Origin of the sequence: Marinobacterium sp. xm-g-59 (assembly GCF_013283315.1) — a bacterium.
GTDB lineage: Bacteria > Pseudomonadota > Gammaproteobacteria > Pseudomonadales > Balneatricaceae > Marinobacterium_E.
Genome location: NZ_WBYR01000003.1, coordinates 269,244 through 289,220 on the forward strand (window position 1 = coordinate 269,244; position 19,977 = coordinate 289,220).

22 protein-coding genes and 1 tRNA gene are annotated in these 19,977 nt (G+C 45.7%); 7 read left to right on the top strand and 16 right to left on the bottom strand.

The genetic code is table 11. From position 1 onward, the window contains the following. Position 1 precedes the first annotated feature (1 nt). From mutY to XMG59_RS05750, 3 genes are all read left to right on the top strand, one after another. Positions 2–1,054, top strand: coding sequence for an A/G-specific adenine glycosylase (gene mutY, locus XMG59_RS05740; protein WP_173495360.1), 1,053 nt, complete (start codon positions 2–4; stop codon positions 1,052–1,054). After that, a complete protein-coding gene (locus XMG59_RS05745) occupies positions 1,055–1,324 on the top strand; it encodes an oxidative damage protection protein (protein ID WP_173481822.1) in 270 nt (89 codons plus the stop codon). 67 nt (positions 1,325–1,391) lie between these two features. After that, a tRNA-Phe gene (locus tag XMG59_RS05750) sits at positions 1,392–1,467 on the top strand. Positions 1,468–1,531: 64 nt separating this feature from the next. On the opposite strand, the gene XMG59_RS05755 is transcribed toward XMG59_RS05750, so the two are convergent. The 6 genes from XMG59_RS05755 to XMG59_RS05780 form a co-directional block, all read right to left on the bottom strand. Continuing rightward, positions 1,532–2,614 carry a site-specific integrase gene (locus XMG59_RS05755; protein ID WP_173498362.1) on the bottom strand — a complete coding sequence of 361 codons (1,083 nt, stop codon included), beginning with the start codon at positions 2,612–2,614 and terminating at the stop codon, positions 1,532–1,534. Further along, positions 2,503–2,835: a hypothetical protein gene (locus tag XMG59_RS05760; RefSeq protein ID WP_217363696.1), complete on the bottom strand. Its 333-nt coding sequence runs from the start codon at positions 2,833–2,835 to the stop codon at positions 2,503–2,505. Before XMG59_RS05760 ends, XMG59_RS05755 begins: the two co-directional genes overlap by 112 nt. Continuing rightward, on the bottom strand, positions 2,828–3,172 hold the full coding sequence (locus XMG59_RS05765) for a hypothetical protein (protein WP_173498363.1): 345 nt from the start codon (positions 3,170–3,172) through the stop codon (positions 2,828–2,830). Before XMG59_RS05765 ends, XMG59_RS05760 begins: the two co-directional genes overlap by 8 nt. 43 nt (positions 3,173–3,215) lie before the next feature. After that, positions 3,216–4,955 (bottom strand): DNA polymerase, encoded by a 1,740-nt coding sequence (locus tag XMG59_RS05770; RefSeq protein WP_173498364.1) that lies wholly within the window; start codon positions 4,953–4,955, stop codon positions 3,216–3,218. Next, positions 4,955–5,515, bottom strand: coding sequence for a hypothetical protein (locus tag XMG59_RS05775; protein WP_173498365.1), 561 nt, complete (start codon positions 5,513–5,515; stop codon positions 4,955–4,957). The genes XMG59_RS05770 and XMG59_RS05775 overlap by 1 nt, the downstream gene beginning before the upstream one ends. Before the next feature lie 110 nt (positions 5,516–5,625). Then, complete coding sequence (locus XMG59_RS05780) at positions 5,626–6,417, bottom strand: hypothetical protein (protein WP_173498366.1); 792 nt, start codon at positions 6,415–6,417, stop codon at positions 5,626–5,628. Between the two features lie 891 nt (positions 6,418–7,308). Between XMG59_RS05780 and XMG59_RS05785 the strand changes: the two genes are divergently transcribed. Then, positions 7,309–7,545: a hypothetical protein gene (locus XMG59_RS05785; protein WP_173498367.1), complete on the top strand. Its 237-nt coding sequence runs from the start codon at positions 7,309–7,311 to the stop codon at positions 7,543–7,545. A gap of 566 nt (positions 7,546–8,111) precedes the next feature. Here XMG59_RS05785 and XMG59_RS05790 read toward each other — a convergent pair. The 7 genes from XMG59_RS05790 to XMG59_RS12175 all read right to left on the bottom strand — a co-directional run bounded on the left by XMG59_RS05790 (position 8,112) and on the right by XMG59_RS12175 (position 16,008). After that, on the bottom strand, positions 8,112–8,471 hold the full coding sequence (locus XMG59_RS05790) for a hypothetical protein (RefSeq protein ID WP_173498368.1): 360 nt from the start codon (positions 8,469–8,471) through the stop codon (positions 8,112–8,114). 720 nt (positions 8,472–9,191) lie between these two features. Beyond that, entirely contained in the window at positions 9,192–9,467 is a 276-nt protein-coding gene (locus XMG59_RS05795; protein WP_173498369.1) for a hypothetical protein, read from the bottom strand. A gap of 226 nt (positions 9,468–9,693) precedes the next feature. Continuing rightward, a complete protein-coding gene (locus XMG59_RS05800; protein WP_173482836.1) occupies positions 9,694–10,293 on the bottom strand; it encodes a hypothetical protein in 600 nt (199 codons plus the stop codon). Between the two features lie 242 nt (positions 10,294–10,535). Next, entirely contained in the window at positions 10,536–11,504 is a 969-nt protein-coding gene (locus XMG59_RS05805) for an IS5 family transposase (protein WP_173494980.1), read from the bottom strand. Positions 11,505–11,599: 95 nt separating this feature from the next. Continuing rightward, a complete protein-coding gene (locus tag XMG59_RS05810) occupies positions 11,600–14,638 on the bottom strand; it encodes an efflux RND transporter permease subunit (protein ID WP_173498370.1) in 3,039 nt (1,012 codons plus the stop codon). A 4-nt stretch (positions 14,639–14,642) separates the two neighbouring features. Continuing rightward, positions 14,643–15,722, bottom strand: coding sequence for an efflux RND transporter periplasmic adaptor subunit (locus tag XMG59_RS05815; RefSeq protein WP_173482839.1), 1,080 nt, complete (start codon positions 15,720–15,722; stop codon positions 14,643–14,645). Positions 15,723–15,753: 31 nt separating this feature from the next. Then, the gene (locus XMG59_RS12175) at positions 15,754–16,008 is read right to left on the bottom strand and encodes a transposase (RefSeq protein ID WP_173482840.1); all 255 of its coding nucleotides are present in this window, start codon (positions 16,006–16,008) and stop codon (positions 15,754–15,756) included. Between the two features lie 356 nt (positions 16,009–16,364). Between XMG59_RS12175 and XMG59_RS05825 the strand changes: the two genes are divergently transcribed. After that, positions 16,365–16,658: a type II toxin-antitoxin system RelB/DinJ family antitoxin gene (locus XMG59_RS05825; protein ID WP_173482841.1), complete on the top strand. Its 294-nt coding sequence runs from the start codon at positions 16,365–16,367 to the stop codon at positions 16,656–16,658. Continuing rightward, positions 16,651–16,938: a type II toxin-antitoxin system RelE/ParE family toxin gene (locus tag XMG59_RS05830; protein WP_173482842.1), complete on the top strand. Its 288-nt coding sequence runs from the start codon at positions 16,651–16,653 to the stop codon at positions 16,936–16,938. Before XMG59_RS05825 ends, XMG59_RS05830 begins: the two co-directional genes overlap by 8 nt. Positions 16,939–17,001: 63 nt before the next feature. Here XMG59_RS05830 and XMG59_RS05835 read toward each other — a convergent pair whose 3' ends face one another. Next, positions 17,002–17,616 carry a tyrosine-type recombinase/integrase gene (locus XMG59_RS05835; protein ID WP_173482843.1) on the bottom strand — a complete coding sequence of 205 codons (615 nt, stop codon included), beginning with the start codon at positions 17,614–17,616 and terminating at the stop codon, positions 17,002–17,004. Positions 17,617–18,336: 720 nt separating this feature from the next. On the opposite strand from XMG59_RS05835, the gene XMG59_RS05840 reads away from it, so the two are divergent. Further along, complete coding sequence (locus XMG59_RS05840; protein ID WP_173498371.1) at positions 18,337–19,023, top strand: SOS response-associated peptidase; 687 nt, start codon at positions 18,337–18,339, stop codon at positions 19,021–19,023. 134 nt (positions 19,024–19,157) lie between these two features. On the opposite strand, the gene XMG59_RS05845 is transcribed toward XMG59_RS05840, so the two are convergent. Beyond that, on the bottom strand, positions 19,158–19,490 hold the full coding sequence (locus XMG59_RS05845; RefSeq protein ID WP_173482599.1) for a Qac family quaternary ammonium compound efflux SMR transporter: 333 nt from the start codon (positions 19,488–19,490) through the stop codon (positions 19,158–19,160). Between the two features lie 404 nt (positions 19,491–19,894). Next, positions 19,895–19,977 (bottom strand): integrase core domain-containing protein (locus tag XMG59_RS12285; RefSeq protein ID WP_173489325.1); only part of this gene is annotated, 83 nt, incomplete at its 5' end.

The window sequence follows — 19,977 nt, forward strand, 5'->3', positions numbered from 1 at the left end:
AATGGATAACAGTCACTTCTCTGCGATCGTGTTGAAATGGTTTGATCAACACGGTCGCAAACACCTCCCTTGGCAACAGACAAAAAGCGCATACAACACTTGGATCTCTGAAATCATGTTGCAGCAGACCCAAGTAGCGACTGTGATTCCTTACTACAACGCCTTTATGGAGCGTTTCCCCACAGTCGAAGCCTTAGCCAAAGCACCGATTGATGAAGTTTTGCATCACTGGACCGGTCTGGGTTACTACGCCCGCGCCAGAAACCTGCACAAAGCAGCCAACATGGTCGTTAATGAGTTTAAAGGTCACTTCCCGCAAGACCCTCACCTGCTCGAGCAACTTCCAGGTGTAGGACGATCAACCGCTGCCGCGATCAGTTCCATTGCTTATGGCACCAAAGCAGCCATTCTGGATGGCAATGTAAAACGCGTCTTAGCACGATACTTTGCTGTCGAAGGTTGGCCCGGCAATACCCAAGTCGCTAATCGGCTTTGGGATCATGCCGATTCATTGACCCCGAATAGCCGCAATGCCGACTACACCCAAGCGATGATGGATCTTGGTGCGACACTCTGCACTCGCTCCAAACCCCGTTGTGCAGATTGCCCAATTAGCGACGGTTGTTTAGCTCTAAAAGCAGATCGCGTTACAGATTTTCCTGGATCAAAACCCAAAAAAGAGAAGCCCACAAAACAGACCTTTATGTTGTTGATAAAAGAGGGTGAAAAGTTCCTTCTCGAGCAACGGCCTGCGGCTGGCATATGGGGTGGACTGTGGAGTTTTCCAGAAGTCACAGACCTACGGGATATAGAGATGCACTGGGCGATTGATCAAGAGAAACTTGAGATCCTAGAGCCGTTTAGACACACCTTCTCGCACTACCACCTAGAGATCACACCCGTCGTCATCAATGCAGACGACCTGCAAGTCGAACACGTCATGGAAGAGCGAACCACACTCTGGTATAACAGCGTACAACCTAGCGAAGTTGGCTTAGCGGCGCCTGTTAAGACTCTGATTGATACACTCAGCGCCGCACACAAGGAGAGTTAAATGTCACGCACTGTATTTTGTCGTAAGTACCAAGAAGAACTAGAAGGCCTAGAGCGCGCACCCTACCCCGGCCCAATCGGCCAAGATGTGTTCGACAACATCTCTAAAAAAGCATGGCAAGAGTGGACCGATCACCAAACCATGTTGATCAATGAAAAGCACCTCAACATGATGGATGCAGAATCGCGCAAATTCTTACAAGGCGAAATGCAAAAGTTCTTCGCTGGAGAAGATTTCGAGAAAGCCGAAGGCTACGTACCCACTAAATAAAGATTTTTTAAATCAGACTGTTGACACCCAAAGCAGATCTCGGTTTAATACGCGCCTCCAATGAGTTGCCTCGATAGCTCAGTTGGTAGAGCAGAGGATTGAAAATCCTCGTGTCGGTGGTTCGATTCCGCCTCGAGGCACCAATATTAAAGGCTTGCAGAGATAGCGGGCCTTTTTTATTTCTCCCTTGCGGGACTTTTGCGGGACCTACCCCACTAGCCTCAACCTTCTCATCACGACTAAATCTGGCTTGTCGCTCTTAGAGCAGACCTTATTTGCCGCCTCAATCAGTGACGTTAACTCAGCAGCCGAATAGTGTGTTGTTATTCGACCAGAGCGATGCCCTAAGAGATCCTGCCGATCCTCAAAGCTCACCCCTGCTGCTCTCAATCGTCTACCAAAAGTATGTTTAAGGTCATGTACCCGCACCATATCTAAACCAACTGATTTTCGAGCACGAAGCCAAGCACCATTGAGCATGCGTTGTACCGGTCTATCTTGGTATGGAAACACATAGGTGTTACTCAAACCTCGCTGTTCCTCTACAACACTCTTAGCCACGTCGTTCAGAACGATGAGGCGCTCATCTCCGTTCTTTACGTGCTCGCTGGGGATAATAAATACTGAGGTTTTGAGTTGAGGCACCTGAACTTCCCAATCCCATCTGAGATTACAAACTTCAGCGTCTCGACAACCCGTGTTCACTGTAAACAGTGCCATTTGCTTAAGGTGCTTAGGTAACGCCTCAAACAACTTCTCCTGCTCATCCCAGCTAAGTGGATAAGGCTGGCGCTTATCAACATCCGGCAACAACTTAATTCTAGGCGCTGTCAGAAGCCAACTCAGGCCATACTCATCTACCCATTCGTGTGCCGCAAGGTTGAGTATACGACGCACGACTTTTAAGCCGTGGTTTATGGTGCCAGCGGCAGCACCTTCTGCTCGCCTATGGTCAATCCACGGCTGCAGAGATCCTAGATTCAGACGGCTTATCGATGTGTCACCTATCCACGGCATTAAAAGCTTCAGACGACTGATGTCATTCTTTAAGCTCCGCTTGTGAGTGTTTTCCACCACGTACTTAGCCGCAGCCTGCTCAAATGAGCGTTCGGGTCTTACACCGTATATTTCCGCCTGGCGAGCCTCATCTATCACTCGCGCTAGGAGTCTTTCGGCCTCTACAAGTTGATCTGTGCCAGTGCTGCGGCAAATGCGCCGCCCTGAGATTTGCTTGTCGATGTGCCATACACCGGCTCTTTTGATGAGTCCGGGTATCTTTTTACGTCCCATGTGGTCTCTCCTTTCGGTTGACCAGGACGCCCGTTGCGAGCCTTATATTGCTCTGCCCAAGCGTCCAATTCAAGTCGATCAAATGCAACTCCCTGCACCCCAACACGTATCTCAGTAACATATGGGCGCACCTCCTCACCAAAACGATTACGATCCATCCCTAAATAAAAGGGAGCATCACGAAGCCTGATTAAACGTGGAAGAAGGATCGGCTCAGCCATCGTCAATACACTCCAAGACACTTATCTCTGGACTGCAACCAGTCTTTTGAACTAAGGTTATCAACCCCCTTTCCTCTAGCCTCTGAAGCGCACGATTCTTGGCATACCGATCAACACCAAACTCTTTTAGTAATTTATTAGAGAGCTTCACGCATTGGCTCTTGTTAACTGCTACTAAAAACCAAATAGCACATGAAACCTCGAGGGTTTTACCTGGCAACTTAGCTGCAGCGGTTAACCAATTCAGTGGTATAGGTCCTTTTAAAAACCGCCCATTGATTAATGGCACTGCCGCTTTCGCTTTCACTGGTCGTAGCTGTCTAGCTTTATCAGGCATTGCACTCCTATCGGATAAGGCTAACTCAGAAGTTTTGTAGGACTTAGTCATTGCCTTGCCCCTCAAGCGTCTCCAACAATCTCAATACCGTTTCCCACATCTCCACACCACGGTCGTCTGAGTAACGATCTGGGTACCGGATTGCATCAACGTCTGTGTTTAGCCTAAAACCATCAAGAATCACGGCACTCGCATCAGACATAATTTGCTGAGCAAGCTCAATGATCTCGTCTAACTCTGTGAGTGGAGCCTCAATAAGAACAGCATCATGAATTGGCGCACAGACTTTAATGCCTGCTTCGATTAACTGGATACATGCCAACCTCAGCATCTCCGCTCCGTTTGCTTGCATCGGAAAGTTCTGAAGAAAGCGAGGGTTAGGATTCTGATCAACATGTACAGCCCAACCAAAGGTTGTCCAAAGTTTTCCATAAAGCATGGCATGATCTACAGCTCCCTCAGACCAGCACCAAAAAACCTTATAGGTCTCTCGATGTAGCCGAAGCAGTTCTTTTGCCCGATACATCGGTTGATTGATGTTTTGAGCTAATGACTCTGCTCCCATCCCATACTGAACAGCTAGAACGCACGCTTTAAATTGTTCTCGTTCAGGTTTATGACTTGTCTTAGTTGCGTCTTGTGGAACAGCACCAGCCTGCTTTGCAAACGCAAGGTAGGGATCTCCCGATTGGTAAGCCTCTTTCATCTTCGGATCACCTGAGAGTGCTGCAGCAATACCAAACTCTTGCTGACACCAATCTATGTACGCCAGGCCAAATCCTTCACTAGGCTTAATTAGGCCTCTTAGCCACACTGAAGGACCAAAGATAAACTTGTTAGTACTTGGTTGATTTCGGCCTGTACGGGCTCTGTAAGGCGCTAAATGGCACCTATTTCGGCCATCCTTTCCAATTGCCAGTTGGCCCAGACGCATTTGTGATAATGCGGTCCTAAGCTCTCGTAATGGAGCTAGTCTAGGATAACACTTAGCCATCGCCTTGAAGGTATCATCGCTAAGATCTAGCTGACCTGAAGGAAGTCGAGGCCAGGGAATATCGTTCTCAATGAGATAATCCAAAAAATCCTCTTGCTTAAACGTAGTACCCTGATAGACGTGATATTGCAGATCTATTCGTTCAATGAGCTCTTCCTTAATTGTCTCCCAATGGCGCTGTAATTGGTTGAGCAGCTTTGTATCAATGGGTACTCCAAAAAACTCCATCTGGGCTACAGCCTTCATGTAAGAGCCCCTTAGCAGTGCTCTTGGAAGATCTAACTTATCTGCTACTTTGGGTAATAACTTTTCTGAAGCAATAACATCTGACTCACAGTAATCGAGGATTGCTCTGATCTCAGTGTCTGTCCAGGGGCCGCCCGTATGGATTAAATTCCGAACGGATGGTTTCTCTCTGCAGCCCAAGCTATCCAACCCATACCAAGTAAAAGCACCAACTAGGGCTGTACCACAGGGTAATGGAAGACCATTAGTTTGATTACGAAACTCTACATAGAGATCTAAGACATTCGATGGAATGTCCCACCCTAGAGTGATATGACATCTCACTACTTCTGATGCACAGTAAGACACTAACAAGACCTCTTCTCCAACATCGTAAGGCGAATTTACGAGAAGACCTAACTCATCCCTCCAGAGTCGCAAAACAAGCCCAGAATGGAGCTCATGAGCCACCAAACACACCACTTCAGGGTTGTTCCCGCCTTCAGCAATGAACTCGAAGTTAACCAGCCAGATGGACTTGAAGCTTGCTCTCAAATCATCCATTACGCGGCTCCAAGTAGCCGTTTAATAACCGGGTGTTTCAGGTCATCGATGATATGGCTCTTAAAAGCAATGTTAAGAATCTCTTCAAAGGTCATTTCAGGCCACTCGGGATCTGGTATTTCCCCTGTGGCAACGTAGACGTCATATGCCCCTTGAGACATATTTGAAGATACACGTACCCAGTTCTCAACAGCCAAGTGGGCTGCTTCAGTCGCCGATGCATTCCAACTATCTAAACGTCCATCCTCACCGGGAAGACGAATTGGCCAAAGTGCCAAAACCCCCTGACGATTGATGTAGGTAATTAGTGTTTTAGGAACCCATAGGCCTCGCAACTCTGTTACAAGTGAAGGACTGAGCAGGAAAGTTTCTCTCTCATCTTTGAGCTCGACAACGGCTGTATCAATGTGATAGTGGGATGATGGGTGGATACGAACAAAATCCTGTCTACTAGGTTTGCACACAGGAATATTAGTTATGTGTTTTCTTAAACAAGATGCTTGATGAAAACCCTGTGATAATCGTAATGCCTTAGGGTCAATTTTGTTCGCTCTGTCCATATTGAGACTCCTTTACTTTGAAGTCTCTATTTTCCCAGTACACTAGAATTATAAAATCACAGCTTGCAGGCAGAATGTGGTTTAAACACACTATGCCTGCAGAATGTAATTTAATCGGATTTGAAGATTAATTCACCCCTAGCCTTAGCAGCACTAAGCCAGGATATAATATTGCGTTCATTTGCAGGTACTTTCTTAGCCATGAGGTAACGGTCGTTATACTCATTCACAGCATCCAGAATCTGCCTTGCACCAACAGCCATTTTAGGAAACCCACCCTCATTAAAAAGCTGTACAGCATACTTCTGCAAATCCTGGTGCTTTTCTGATTTTTTTACAGCCCCCTTACGAGCCAACCTTTGATCGGCCAACTTAGACTGATATTGTTCTAGTTGCTTATATTTTTTAGGTAGAGTGTCATCAAGTAAACGGTGAACATTTGCAAGATTACCCTCAATAACTATATGGGTAACACATTTATGCAAAAGCAGTTCAACATTAACATCCTCTCCCAACCAGCCGTATTCCCTATCATCATTTGCAATATAGAGAATTAGACTAGCTAAATTAATTCGGTCAATATGTTGAGATATAACCCTAGTAAAAAATCCATCATCTAGCCGTTTCAACTTAAGATACAAATCTAGAGGATCAAATACACCCTGACTCCAAAACTCCCAAGGTTTTAAATCTACACAATTTTCATCACTCAGCTCTGACGCAATGAAGTAATTTCCAGTTTCAAGCAAACCAATACGCCACTCCTCAAAAAGATCAAAGAGCCTTTGACCAATCGTCTTTGCTTCAATACTAGATATAGCTTCAGCATTAAGGATTTCCTGTGCTATCAAGACTGGCAATGCAAATGCAGGGTCATTGGGTAAAGTTCTTATAAATTTCATACAGAGCCCGTTTATTTACGCTCAAAGATTAGTGTCGGTGTAAGCTTGCGGCACTACAAAGTTTAGGAATAAAAACAGCAGGAGATTCACTTTCTCTAGCAACATCTTTAGTCCCTGTGCAACGTTATGACCTTACTGAACTCTTAACCAGAAGGAAGGTGATCAAACTAATAAGGCCCTTATAGGTAACAGTATATAAAAAGTATATTGTACGGGAGTGCACGGGTACTCAGGTACTGTTGCACCAATGAACGGGTAGAGCTAGAAGCAAACTAGTCACCAAGTTTGATATAATTAAATTTAGCCGCCGATTTAAACCAACTTGCGGGCGGGATATAAGTTCAGCTAAACCGGCGAAGACTCTACTCCCTGTCCTCACGGTTATCTCAATCAATGGGAGTAGAGGTAACAAAGATGTCAGACAACTATTCAAGCTCAACCAAAATCACATACCCCTCAAACAAGCCTAAACTCAACGTAACGAGTGATGATATTAATCGTGAAGCCCTTCGTGAGTTTTCCAGAGAAGAACTTCAAAGCATGCCAAAACCAATGGTGTACAGCATAGTTAGGCTTATACACAATGCTTTAAGTGAGAGAGGACCCATTTTAAATAAAGCGGAGTTAGAAGGGATTAGAGAGATAGTAACGGAGCATCTATACCCTAGATGGTGGGTGGACAATTACTTGCGAAACCACTCGCCTCAAACTACGAAAAAATAATCAGCCACCCAGACTAAATTGGGCCTTATAGCTTTGACTCTAGGGCTGCGTTATCAGGTTTTATCATACTCATCTATATAGGAAGAAGTATCAGGCTACACTGACATGAAGTACCTGATTACGCCAACGCTGCTATTAACAGCGCAATTCAATCAGTAGGAGAGCAAAATGTACAACCCACTCTACAGCCAGGAGCTACAGGACGAGAAAACAGCGTTCGACGAAGCGAACAAAGACTCGAAGCCGAACATTCAGGTAATGAGGGATTTACTAGCAGAGAGCGAGGCGCGTTCCTCAAGCGCAACATATTCGCCACCGCGTGACGTAATCGATCTTATACTTCGGAGTCATCCAAACCTTACAAGAGAGCAAGCAGAGCAGTACTCGAAGGACTTCGGGTTCTAAAACAAAGTCAACAAAAACTGATCCTTAATCTGATTACAGTTTATCAATAATGATACAGTTCCCGAGTTACTGGACTTGTTCGCTGAAGACCTAGATTTAGACATTAGCTTGCTGTTCTACAACGCGCACCTGAAGCAAGCAATACCAAGAATTAAAGGCATCGACCTGCCAGACCTACAGCAAGCACTGCAACCAACAAAACTTGTCAAAACTTGACATTGTGATACGGTAATTGAGCATGGAAGACACTAAGGTTACACCAAAGGTAGATGACGGTGAGCACCTACCTCTTCCCCGCATAATCTGTCAGATTGGAGCGATCCCAAGACCACCCTCTAAGCTGAAGAGACTTATCTTGAAGCTTTGTAAACTACTTCATAAAACTTCAGTTTCAAACCATCGTTCTTAATGCTGTAGCTAGATTGGGCGCTTAATTACGCAAGAGGCTTGGCAAGGCCTCAAAGAGCCGTTCTGAGACGTTTTTCTGCTAACCCATGAAACGGGTTGCCTAAAACGGAATTATCGTCCACTACCCAGCCAAGTAGGGACTGGACTGTTAATGTCAGTTACTTCGTAAAACCTGGAGGAAAGAGATGAACTGTTACGATCTCCTTGAACCCTTCCAGCTCCGGTGTTGGCACTTCCGCGTTCAACTCTTCCATTCTGCGTCGCGTCATTCCCATGAACGAAATCAGCTGATTCCTCGTCAATGCTTGCAACTCTTCCTGCGAGAATACTTTGCGGGCCGCGTTCGATAAAACGTCTGCTGATATTTCTACGTTCTGCATCTGTTCATCCTCTTCAAGGAGTAGCGTCCAGCAAGGCCGGTATAACGGTGACTGTTGCCGCCGAGCAGAGTTGGAGCGCATTTTCCAGTTCTGAAACTCTTTAATCGACATCAGTCGTTTTCGCAGGGCTTTGTTCATTGATAATTATTCTGTCCTAACATCATTTGGAATTGAGCTACCACTATTAAAAAACCCAAACCATCATCTGTCCAATTAACAATCATCTGTCCAATTAACAAATTTATGAGCCTCTAGGTTTGCTTTATCCTCAGTACTAAAAAGCTCTTCAGCGAGCTTTGCAGAAGCGAACACACTACCTTCACCAGCGATTATAGACTGTTCTAGATTTGGTTTTTTCGACCCCATGGCGGCACACTATTAACTGTTCAAATATACAGTTAATTATAGCATTTTTGGTGGCAGGCTAAATTAGCATCGACGTCTCTTGTCGGCACACTCCGGACCCTAGCCTCAAAACGGTGAATAGTTGCAAAGTGTAAACAGCGACCCAAAGGCTACTGAAGAGAATCCTCAGAAGCGGACGTTAGCCAAACTAACGAACGTAGAGTGACAAGTGACTGCAAGTATCGGGATTAGTATTTAGCCTCTCGGAATTGAAGGCTGTGCTTTACCCTCTGGAACCGCGTGAACAAGTGAACCCAATAACTCTGTGAATGACTGCGCAATACCAGACATTAGCTTCCAATTTTCTCAGAGCTGATAAGCGCACATTGCAGCACTTACACGATCTGATAGATTTCCCTGAAGCCGACATTTGCAGAGAGATCCTATTCCTACTCTCATCTCAGGAAAACCCGAAGAATTCTGCCCTCAAACGGGAGGCTGCCTCAAACCCGGTCAACCATTGAACGACAGACCCAACGGTTTGGCGACACCTGCGGGTATTCTAGAACTGAGAATTACGGGAAGGCTGTAAAGCTTAGATTTTGACAAGAACACTGCACCAACACTCTCGCACTCTCGTTTGATGGCTTCGTTGTCATCATCACTCAAAATCACTACGAGCGGTATTTTCAGATCAAAGCGAATGAGTCTTGAACAGAACTCTATGGCCGTTTCGTCTATTAACCAGTAATCGACTACTAAAACTTCGGTATTTAAGTACCTCATCAACAGAGCAAACGCCTGTGATGCTCGCTCGCAGGCAGGCATGCGCTTTAAAGCCCGACATATTCAGTAAGTGCTCAATCATGGCACAACTCGTATCGTTTTTATCAAGTATCAAGACGGTGGTCATGCGGAAAGCCGAGCAAGGTTAAGCAATAGAATCATAGTAGTCGCAAACGTACCATTAAATCGTGTACTTTTTATGACTCCTAACCCATCAGGACAACCAAGACTAGTCGCGCCACTCCTGACGAATTCGCTTCAATTTCTCCTTCCATGCATCTGCATCGCCATACTCGAAAAAATTGTCAGAACGCTGATGCCAGCCTCTTGGACGTCTAGCGTGCTTTATCGGACACCAAAACTGCTCAGTTCTAGCGGTGATCTCGCGACCATAAGCCATTACCCCATTTCCGTAGCCACAATAAACGCAGTTTAACTTCTCGATCGTATTCAGGTATTGCAATAGGTGACGGTCGAACACAAAGTACTTCGCACGCTTCACGCGTGGTATTCCGTATAGTCGAAAGCAGATCTGTTGGTAGATGGTTAACGAAAGATCGAGCAATGCGATCGGGACGACCATGCCATAAATGATTGGTGCTGAGAGTATGTAACTTAATTTTGCTTCGCGAAGATATTGCCATGATCCAACTCGGTAACGACGCTGAAGGTCTGCAAAGGCCTCTTCAAACTTAACCTTACCTCGCTCAAAGGTGTAGTGAAATCGTTGTTTGTGCTCTTCGAGAAGCCGGTCGACCTCTTCCGAAACATCGTTTTCAGCTTTGCGAAGTCGTTCAAGCAGTTCGTCTAACCTTGAATCTTTTGCCACCAACAACGTCTCCTGTCATAAAAACCTGATTAGTTCTTTTTATCTAACACAACTCAGCATTTCGGCGCAAAGACCACAACAGAATGCCCCTTCAGTTGAGTGAGGCTAGGGAACCTACGATCAAGTATCCAGTTTTCGGTAATCAGATCTTTTAGCCACCATTTTCGCTGGATTTGAGCCAGAACTCCCCTAAATTTCACTGTCTGGAAGCTGATTGGCAGATTCCAGACGGATTTGCCCTGCTATCGAGCCCGTAACATCTGATCTACACGCACAATGTTCGCCAGAGTAAACAGCATCGCCAACTTACCATCATTCTTGTGTAGGCCTCGGTAGCGAGCTTTTACAAAACCAAACTGGCATTTGATGATCCGAAACGGATGTTCAACTTTAGCCCGTATGCTGGCTTTCAGATATTCAGTGCGGATCTTTTCTTTGTTTATCCTTGGGTGTTTTTTCCAGGCACGGATCTTCCCAGGCTGTTCAGCGACATGCCAGTCAGCCTTCCCAGATTTCAGACTTTCGCGCTTATGAGCACCGCGATAGCCAGAGTCTGCAAAGACAAACGATTCCTCGCCATGAAGAAGGGTATCGGCATGATTCAAATCGTGCTCGTTTGCCGATGTTGTTGTGAGGCTGTGAGTTAATCCAGTACGAGCGTCCACTCCAATATGCGCTTTGAGTCCAAAGTGCCATTGATTACCCTTCTTCGTTTGGTGCATCTCTGGATCACGATCTCTTGATTTATTCTTAGTTGATGTTGGAGCCTCGATAATTGTGGCGTCAACCAAGGTGCCTTCTTTCAGGAGAACTCCTGCTTCAACTAACCACTGGTTAACTTCGGCGAATAGCTTTCGTGCCAGACCCTTGCGCTCCAGCAAATGTCGAAAGTTCATAATCGTAGTATGGTCAGGAATCGTCTTATCTAGCGATAGTCCTGAAAACTGGCGCATAGAGGCTATCTCATAGAGGACATCCTCCATGGCAGGATCGCTTAGGTTGTACCAATGTTGCATGCAATGGATCCGCAGCATCGTCGATAGCGGATAGGGTCTGCGACTATTGCCAGCTTTAGGATAGTGCGGCTCTATGATCGATTCCAAACGAGCCCATGGAATCAACTTATCCATTCGCCCTAAAAAGACCTCTTTCCGAGTCTTGCGGCGTTTTTGATTGAACTCGCTATCAGCAAAGGTGAGTTGGTGATCCATTGGATGATCCGATCAGGAGAAAGACGTGGATTCTCTCAGGCAGTAGGACTTATTCGCAACATCCATAGCTGTATACCCAACGTAAACACCAACCATTATTTTCGGTAACTCACCCGATAGAAAATACTGTAAAACACAGGTACTGCTATCAATGTCAGTACTGTAGCGAACGCTAGTCCCCCCATTATCGTTACCGACATATCCGCAAAAAACGCATCAGACAGCAATGGCGCCATACCCAAAATAGTGGTTATTGCTGCTAACGCTACAGGTCGTAACCTTGATGCACTTGCCGTTAGAATGGCAGTATTCGGCGCGCGTCCTTCAGCGATTTGCAGATCTATCTCTTCTAACAGCACGATGGCGTTTTTGATCAACATGCCAAATAAGCTCAAGAAACCTAGCAAGGACATAAAGCCAAACGGCATATCAGTAGCAAGCAGCCCGCTAACAACACCAACAGCTGCCATCGGCACGATTAACCAAATAATCAATGGCTGTCGTACTCGACCAAACAACAACACTGAAATCAGTAGCATGACCAAAAAGCCAACCGGAAGACCAGTACCCAACGCTTGTTGAGCATCTCGAGAGGACTCGTATTCGCCGCCCCACTCCAGTGAATACCCATCTGGTAATGGAATCGCCTCAATGCGCGGTTGAATACGTGTAAATGCCTTTCCTGCGGTTTCATTAAAACCCGGCTCTGCCAACACTGTTATCGTTCTTAATCGATTACGACGGTGAATTTGCGTTTCTTCGTTAACCAGTTCTAGCCCCTCTGACACTTGATAGAAGGGTATATATTCTCGCTGGCCTGAGCTCCATACCTGGCTATTCTCTATTGCATCGACCTCTGGCACATTGAGTCCTGCCATTTTTGCACGAATAGAGTAGCTGTAGTCACCGTCTTGTAAACGCCCCAGCTCAACACCAATAGATGCATATTGAATGGCTTGAGTAAAATCTGTGCGCGAAACACCTGCAATCCCAGCATTAAACGCATCGAAATGCGCATTCAGCGCCATTCCTTTTTCTCGCCAGTTATGACGAATATCGCGGATCTGCCCATCTTGCAACATGACGGCTTCGGCCTTAGCAGCCAACTCTCTTAGCACCTCAGTGTTAGGGCCTGAAAAACGAGCGGCTATCTTAGCGCCGCCACCCGGTCCAAATTGCATCCGCTCGGTATAAAAATGCGCATCCAAATCAACATTAGGCAAACGAGCAGATAAGTCCTCTATTAAAGCGTCAATCTGATCACGTGACTCCATCCTGACGAGGAAGAAACCGTAGCTTTCATTGGGCTGCTGCGGACCATAAGTAAGTGTAAAACGATCAGCACCACGACCAATGAAACTAGTTACCGACACAACATGTTCACTGTTAAGAATTAGAGATTCAGCTTTTGCCACAATATCTGCAGTTTGTCTTATGTCCTGAGATTGTGGGCCCCAGTAATGTACAAAAAACAGTGGTGCATTGGATGCTGGGAAGAAGCCTTGCTTAACCATACCAAAGCCGGCATAAGCCACCAAAGTAATCGCCAGCAGTACTGCAACGGTGATCCAACGTAATTTCAGCGCTGCCGTGAGCACCTTTAAATACCCTGTATATACGATGCCATTACTGGTATCAGACTCTTCTTCAGTGCCTACTTTGTAGAAGTACTTACCAAATAACGGCACAACGGTCGCCGCAAGCACCCAGCTTAGTAGCAAAGAAACCATAACAACGGCAAACAATGAATACAAAAACTCACCTGTTGCATCATCTGACAATCCGATGCCGGAGAACGCCGCAATGCCGATAACCGTAGCGCCAAGCAATGGCCACTGAGTACGCTTGACGATAAAGCTAGCAGCTTCAATCGCAGACTTACCCTGACGCATACGTAGCATCATACCTTCTGCCACTACAATCGCATTGTCGACTAACATGCCCATGGCGATAACCATTGCGCCTAATGAAATCCGCTCAAGCTGCAAACCCATTAACCACATCAGCAACACGGTGCCCATAACTGTAATAAGTAATACAGAACCCACTACCATGCCGCTACGCCAACCCATAAATGCCATTAAGGTGAGTGTTACCACAGTAACTGACAAAATGAGGTTGTTAATAAAACCTTGTACCGATTCGTCTACCAGTGCAGCTTGATCATATATGGGGGCCAATGTGATACCGGCCGGCAGTTCACTGAGTAATTGCTCAACTTTGGCGTTTACACGCTCACCAACTTCTACAATATTGACATCATTCAAAGCTGACACGGCCAACGTAATCGCTTCATGTCCTTGGTATCGGATCAGCACCGGTTGAATGTCGAGAGGCTCAAAACGCAATTCAGCGACATCTCGAATTTTAATAGAACGGCTGGTACCAGGGACTACCAAAGACAAGTTATATATCTCATCTAATCGATCGACCGGATTTTCGACCAACAAGCGCACTTTTTGCCCTTCAACCTGAATACGTCCGCCATTAAACGGTTTTAGGTTGTCAGCCAATAGATTGGTCAAGTCAGGAAAAGAAATGCCAAAACCGGCCAACTCAAACGGGTTAATATAGGCAACTAGCTGTTCTTGACGCACGCCACTTACCTGAACCTTCGCAACCCCTTCAGTCACTAACAGTTCTCGCCTGATTATGCGAGCAAACTCACGCAATTCATTTAGCGAGAACTCTGGCGCACTTAGCGCGTAATACATGCCATAAACATCGCCAAAATCATCATACACATTGGGGGTTTGCGCACCGACCGGTAGGTTCTTCTCGACATCACGTAGGCGTTTCCTCAATTCATCCCAGATCTGCGGAAGCACATCCGAATCGAAAGTAGACTTCACCTCTACAGTGATTTCCGATACCCCTGGTTTAGAAATTGCCTCCAATTGATGCAATTGCGACATTTGCTGAATCGCGATTTCGAGTGGCTCGGTGATTTCATGCTCAACCTTTTCCGCACTGGCTCCCGGAAATTGCGTTACCACTTGGACTTGTTTGATGGTAAATGCGGGGTCTTCCAAGCGCCCAATTGAGCCGAGTGCAAATATCCCTCCCACTAACAAAACCAAAATCATTAGCCAGACATTAACCGGATTTTTAATAGAGTAGCGCGCGATATCCATGCGATTACTCCGCCATGTAGGGTTTTACAATCAGACCATCGCGCATTTTGGCGCCACCTGCAGCAACTACACGCTCACCTAGCGCTATTTCACCATTCACTAATGCGTAACTTCCCTCAATCTGCAGCACATTGATGTTCACGCGGTTAACTGTGGAATCTGCATCGTTATAACGCCACACATGAAATCCTTCGGTATCGTTGCCCTGAAGCGCCGTAAATGGAACTAATACGCCGGTATCAACTGTTTTATTGCCTAATGTCACTTTAACAACTGCTCTTGCTCCGGGTGTTAAGCTGCTATCGCGTCCATCGGCTGCAAACACCACCTTATATGTTTGCGTTATTGGATCAGGTTGCGTAGCGTGTTCAACATATTGCAGCACATATTGCTTGTGCGGAGCAGAAACAATGCTCGCACTCGCCTCAACGGGAGAGCCTTTTTGATAGCTGCTGAGTAAACGTTCCGGTACATTAATATTGAAATAAAAGCGCGATACATCTTGTACTTTAGCGACGGTTTCACCCGCGCGGACATAGCTATTATTTTCAACAATGCGCTCAGATACCTGTGCATCAAAAGGTGCCGTTAAAGTTGTATAACTCAGATCTTGTTGTGCCTTATCACGAGCGATAACCGCTAGCTCCCAAGCAGTTTTAGCATCGTCTAATTGAGCTTGAGACGACAACCCTTTCTCAAACGTAGACGTAGTTCGAGCTAAATCTCTTTTCGCTTGATCCAATCGCGCTGTGGTTTCACGTAATCGCTGTTCAAACGGCGTTGGATCGATTTGAGCTAAAATTTCACCTTGCTTGACAATAGTGCCCGTCAGCAGGTTCTCTTTAATTAATCTTCCCGAAACTTCAAAGCTCACTTCTAATGTTTTAACCGCTGACACTTCGGCGGGGAAGGCGCGTTCGGTTTGATTTGGATTACTGATCGTTTCAACCAGTTTGACTGCTTGCACCTGGGCTTGCTCAACCTCTGCCTTAGGTGCATCACTGCAGGCAGACAGCACCAGTAATGACGCCGAAAGCGCTAACGCAACGACTCCCTTGCATTTTGGTAAATATTGAAAACTCATTTTTGTTCCATTGCTTGTATCGCGTTATGTCTCATATCAAGTTGTGTAAATGGGTCTTATTTTCATCCCATAACATTCTGTGGCATCTGAATTTAACCAATCGTTCGCAAAGCACATTTATAGCTTGACCATCATCATCTTGTTGAAACTCTTTGACCCAGCGACCAATGATTTGCTGACTCACATCCAACATTCTGGCCACTTCTGTTCGTGTGTGACCTTGTTCTAGCACCAAGCTCACAGCATCCAATTTAAATTCTTTCGTATACCGCTTTCTTCCGGTCATTTACTTTCTCCAGCTAAGGTTTAATTATATACTTAACTGGACTGAAATTAGATCTCTCTGTTGGATTGGTTAAAGAATAATCCTCAGAAAATTCAATATTTTTCTGGATTTAAACGTCTGCTTCTAGGAATATTAGATATTTCTTAAGGACCGCTATGGGCCAGCACTCGTCGCTAAAGGGCTGGCTTTTATCGTCTGCTGAAGAGGTGGCGCCGTGGATTCTAACTGCACTACTTGAGCAAGAACTTCGCCGGACTATCTTCACGTCCAAATCGAAATCTAACTGATAGACCTCCGCGAGGTTGCGAGTATCTCAATTGAGATACATAATACTGTTACTACTTGGAGGATCAGTTATGGCTCACTCATCAATGTTACACGTTCGCGTCGACGACCAGCTGAAAACCGAAGCAACTGAAACTCTAGCTAACTTCGGATTGACCGTTTCCGACGCGGTAAGGATTTTGCTCACCAGAATTACTAAAGAAGGCGGCTTGCCAGCTGGGCTCACCTCAGATCCTGAAGCTCACGATGCCTGGTTTCGAGAAAAAGTGAATGAAGCTCTGCAAGATAATCGTCCTACCGTTGCCCATAAGGACGTAATGGATGAGGTTCAAGCAATGATCGACAGGAAACGTCGCGGTGCCTGAACTTGAATGGCTAGAGCCTGCCCGTGCCGATCTACTGTCGATAATCGAATACATTGCAGATGATAATCCTGATGCGGCCCAACGTGTAAAGGATGACATTGAATACAAAGTAACAAGATTACAAGACTTCCCCAGAATGGGGCGGCCTGGGCGGGTAGAAGGCACCCGAGAGTTAGTCATCTGGACAAATCATGTAGTCGTCTACGACGAAAACGCGATCTCTGTACGGATTCTGCGGGTATTGCACACCGCACAGCAATGGCCACCTTCTACCGAGTAATTTGTAGCTGACCAACGGTAACCCACTGCAGCTAAAAGGCCACTTTATTGAAGACGGATCTTTTTACACGTCAGTCTGCTCAGCTAAAACTAACGCATCGTCCAGCTCTACGCCCAGGTACCGCACAGTACTATCCAACTTGGAGTGTCCCAAAAGAAGCTGCACAGCACGCAGATCATGAGTCCGGCGGTAAATCAGCGTGGGCTTTGTTCTTCGCATTGTATGCGTCCCATAATCGCAGGGATCGAGTCCGACACTCGTGACCCACTTATCGACGATTCGTGCGTATTGGCGCGTAGAGATGGGCCGACCGCGGCTAATCCTACTCGGAAATAGAAAGTCATTACTGCCTAACCCTTTCTCATCGATCCATACACGAAGAGATTTACGCGTCTCCTCAGTGATCTCGAATTGCACCGGCCGCCCCGTTTTCTTTTGAACGACAATGGCTCTGCGCTGGATGGTGTTTCCGTGGCTAATATCCTTCACCCTCAGCCCGACCAAATCACAGCCTCTGAGCTTACTGTCTATCGCCAAGTTGAACATCGCCAAATCGCGGGTCTGTCCTGCGAGCTCAAGACGGATACGGATTCCCCATATCTCTTTAAGCTTCAGTGGGCGTTTCTGTCCGAGTAGTTTGCCTTTATTCCAGGGTACATTCTGATTTTCTTCACTCATTATTTTATCCTCGTAAGTATCACGAAGAAGTATTGATGAGCATTTCACCCCTTGCTGGCGAATGAGATCAAAGGTCTGCTTTTGGGTGATTTGAATCAGTGAAACAATGCGTTTTTACTGAGCTGCAACTCAATCTCGAGAGAGTACTTAGGTCCGGTTTGGGTCGTTATGAGACGTTCAAACCTGTATCACCCCATTGCGGAGTTTTGCGTGAATAAGTAATGATTCGTTATGCACTGTTATGAAAGTCACGCAACGGACGTCCCAGTAACATATTGAATTTATTGGAATTTATACTTCCATGTGATTATTGAAAATCCTCGTGTCGGTGGTTCGATTCCGCCTCGAGGCACCATCTCATTTCAAATAAGCCATGTAAATCAATTGATTACGTGGCTTTTTTGTTTCTGATACCGTAAATAATACCGTTTTTACGATTGGTTTTTAGAGGGCTTAACTGGACTTCTGAGGACTTTATCCCGCCCTACTCCTCTGCACTCATACAAAACTAGGTGCGCAAAACATAGACAGCACTAAAATTTTTTAGATGCGAAGTGCGCAGTTGTGCACCCCTAAACTGCACACTCCTTGCATAGTTGCTGCGCACTTATTGCACACATCCTGCATACTCTTTGCGCACCCTAAATCTCTAATAAGTATCTAATCAATTGCTCAACGCCTCCTATCCGGTATATTCAAATTACTAGAAGGAGAGTTTAGATGTGCGGTAGATACAACCTAGAAGACAATGACGATACCCAGGCTCTGATGGATGGCTTAGGTGTATCGTTTGGCCGTACTAATATCCCCAGCTTCTTTAACCTAGCGCCTACTGAGCAAATACCTGTCGTATCTGAGGAGGAAGGTATCAGGGCCTTAAGACCTATGAGATGGTGGTTAACACCTGTTTGGGCTAAGGAGATAACTACCCAGTACTCTATGTTTAATGCTCGTGCAGAGACGCTAGATAAGAGCAAAGCATTCCAGGGTAGCTTTAGACATCACCGCATCATCATCCCTATGGCATCCTTTATTGAATGGCGTAAAGAGGGAGCTATCAGACAGCCTTACTTAGTTAGGTATGAACACGATTGTATGGCAGCAGCAGGTGTTTGGTCTCAGTGGACGGATGGCGAGATTGTTCTAGATACCTGCGCAATGGTAACGACAAACGCGAGTAAGGACTTTAGGGCATTACATTCTCGCCAGCCCTTGTTGCTGGATTCGGATCAGGCAAATACTTGGCTAGAAGAGAGAGCTGATTTAAAGGATCTACGAGAGCTCCTGAAAGCTCCTCTACCGCAAAATATGCTTGTTAGAGCGATAGATCCATCAATCAATAATAGTCGGCTTAAAGAGGCTCCTAGGTACCTTAACGGCAGCCAAGAGATTGTAGTATCCAGCTGACTGTTGGGAGGCGGCTCACGACCCAAAGCTGACATTAACGCCTTGCTAGGTGGCCTGAAAAGTAGCTATAACTGCCCCTCTTAGCCAGGTATAGCAGACGCAGTACACTTGAGTAACTTATTAGATGCACTGGATTAATGTGCGCTAGTTTTTGAAAGCAAGTTGAGAACAACAACGCCACTAACGATTAACCCCATCCCAACATATCCCCAAAGGTCAAGTTTTTGACCGTGCATAAACCATGCGACTAGAGTAACTAAAACTATGCCAAGCCCTGACCAAATTGCATATGCAATACCAACAGGGATTGATTTCAGAGTAAGTGAAAGTAAATAGAAAGCTGCGCCATAACCAATAATAACAAGCATAGATGGGGCGATTTTAGTAAAACCTTCACTCGACTTCAGACTAGATGTTGCAATTACTTCACAAATAATTGCAGCGGATAAAAACAACCAGTTTTTCAAGGTTTGCTCCAATGTATATATATTGCGATAGAGTAAACTAACCCTTTAATAATGTGCACTCTTGTTCTTTTGGAGAGACTGTGAGCACATGTACATCTAACATTTCAATTCTAAGACGGTTTGATTTGCCGTTTACTATATACCTATAAAGCATATGATTATTTATGTCCTCTTTTGGCACCTGGCAGACTAAGCAAATGGATGAACAGTCCGAGGATAATATCCCGCCTTGAGCGTCTGGCAGGTGAAATATTTATAGGTTTTGGCTTGAAGCGAGCCCCTTCGAGGTATTAGCAGAGACGGCAGCTTTGTGCCGTTAGACGTAGCCCCGCTTAGCGGTCAAACACGACCCAAAGCTGCTGACCTTTCCCCTTAGTTAGTACCACTTCTTCGATGAGATTTTGCTAAGCAGCACGCTTAGCGAATTCCTCTGGTGGCACATAGCCAAGTGCACTATGTGGTCTTACTTTATTGTAATGATCTCGCC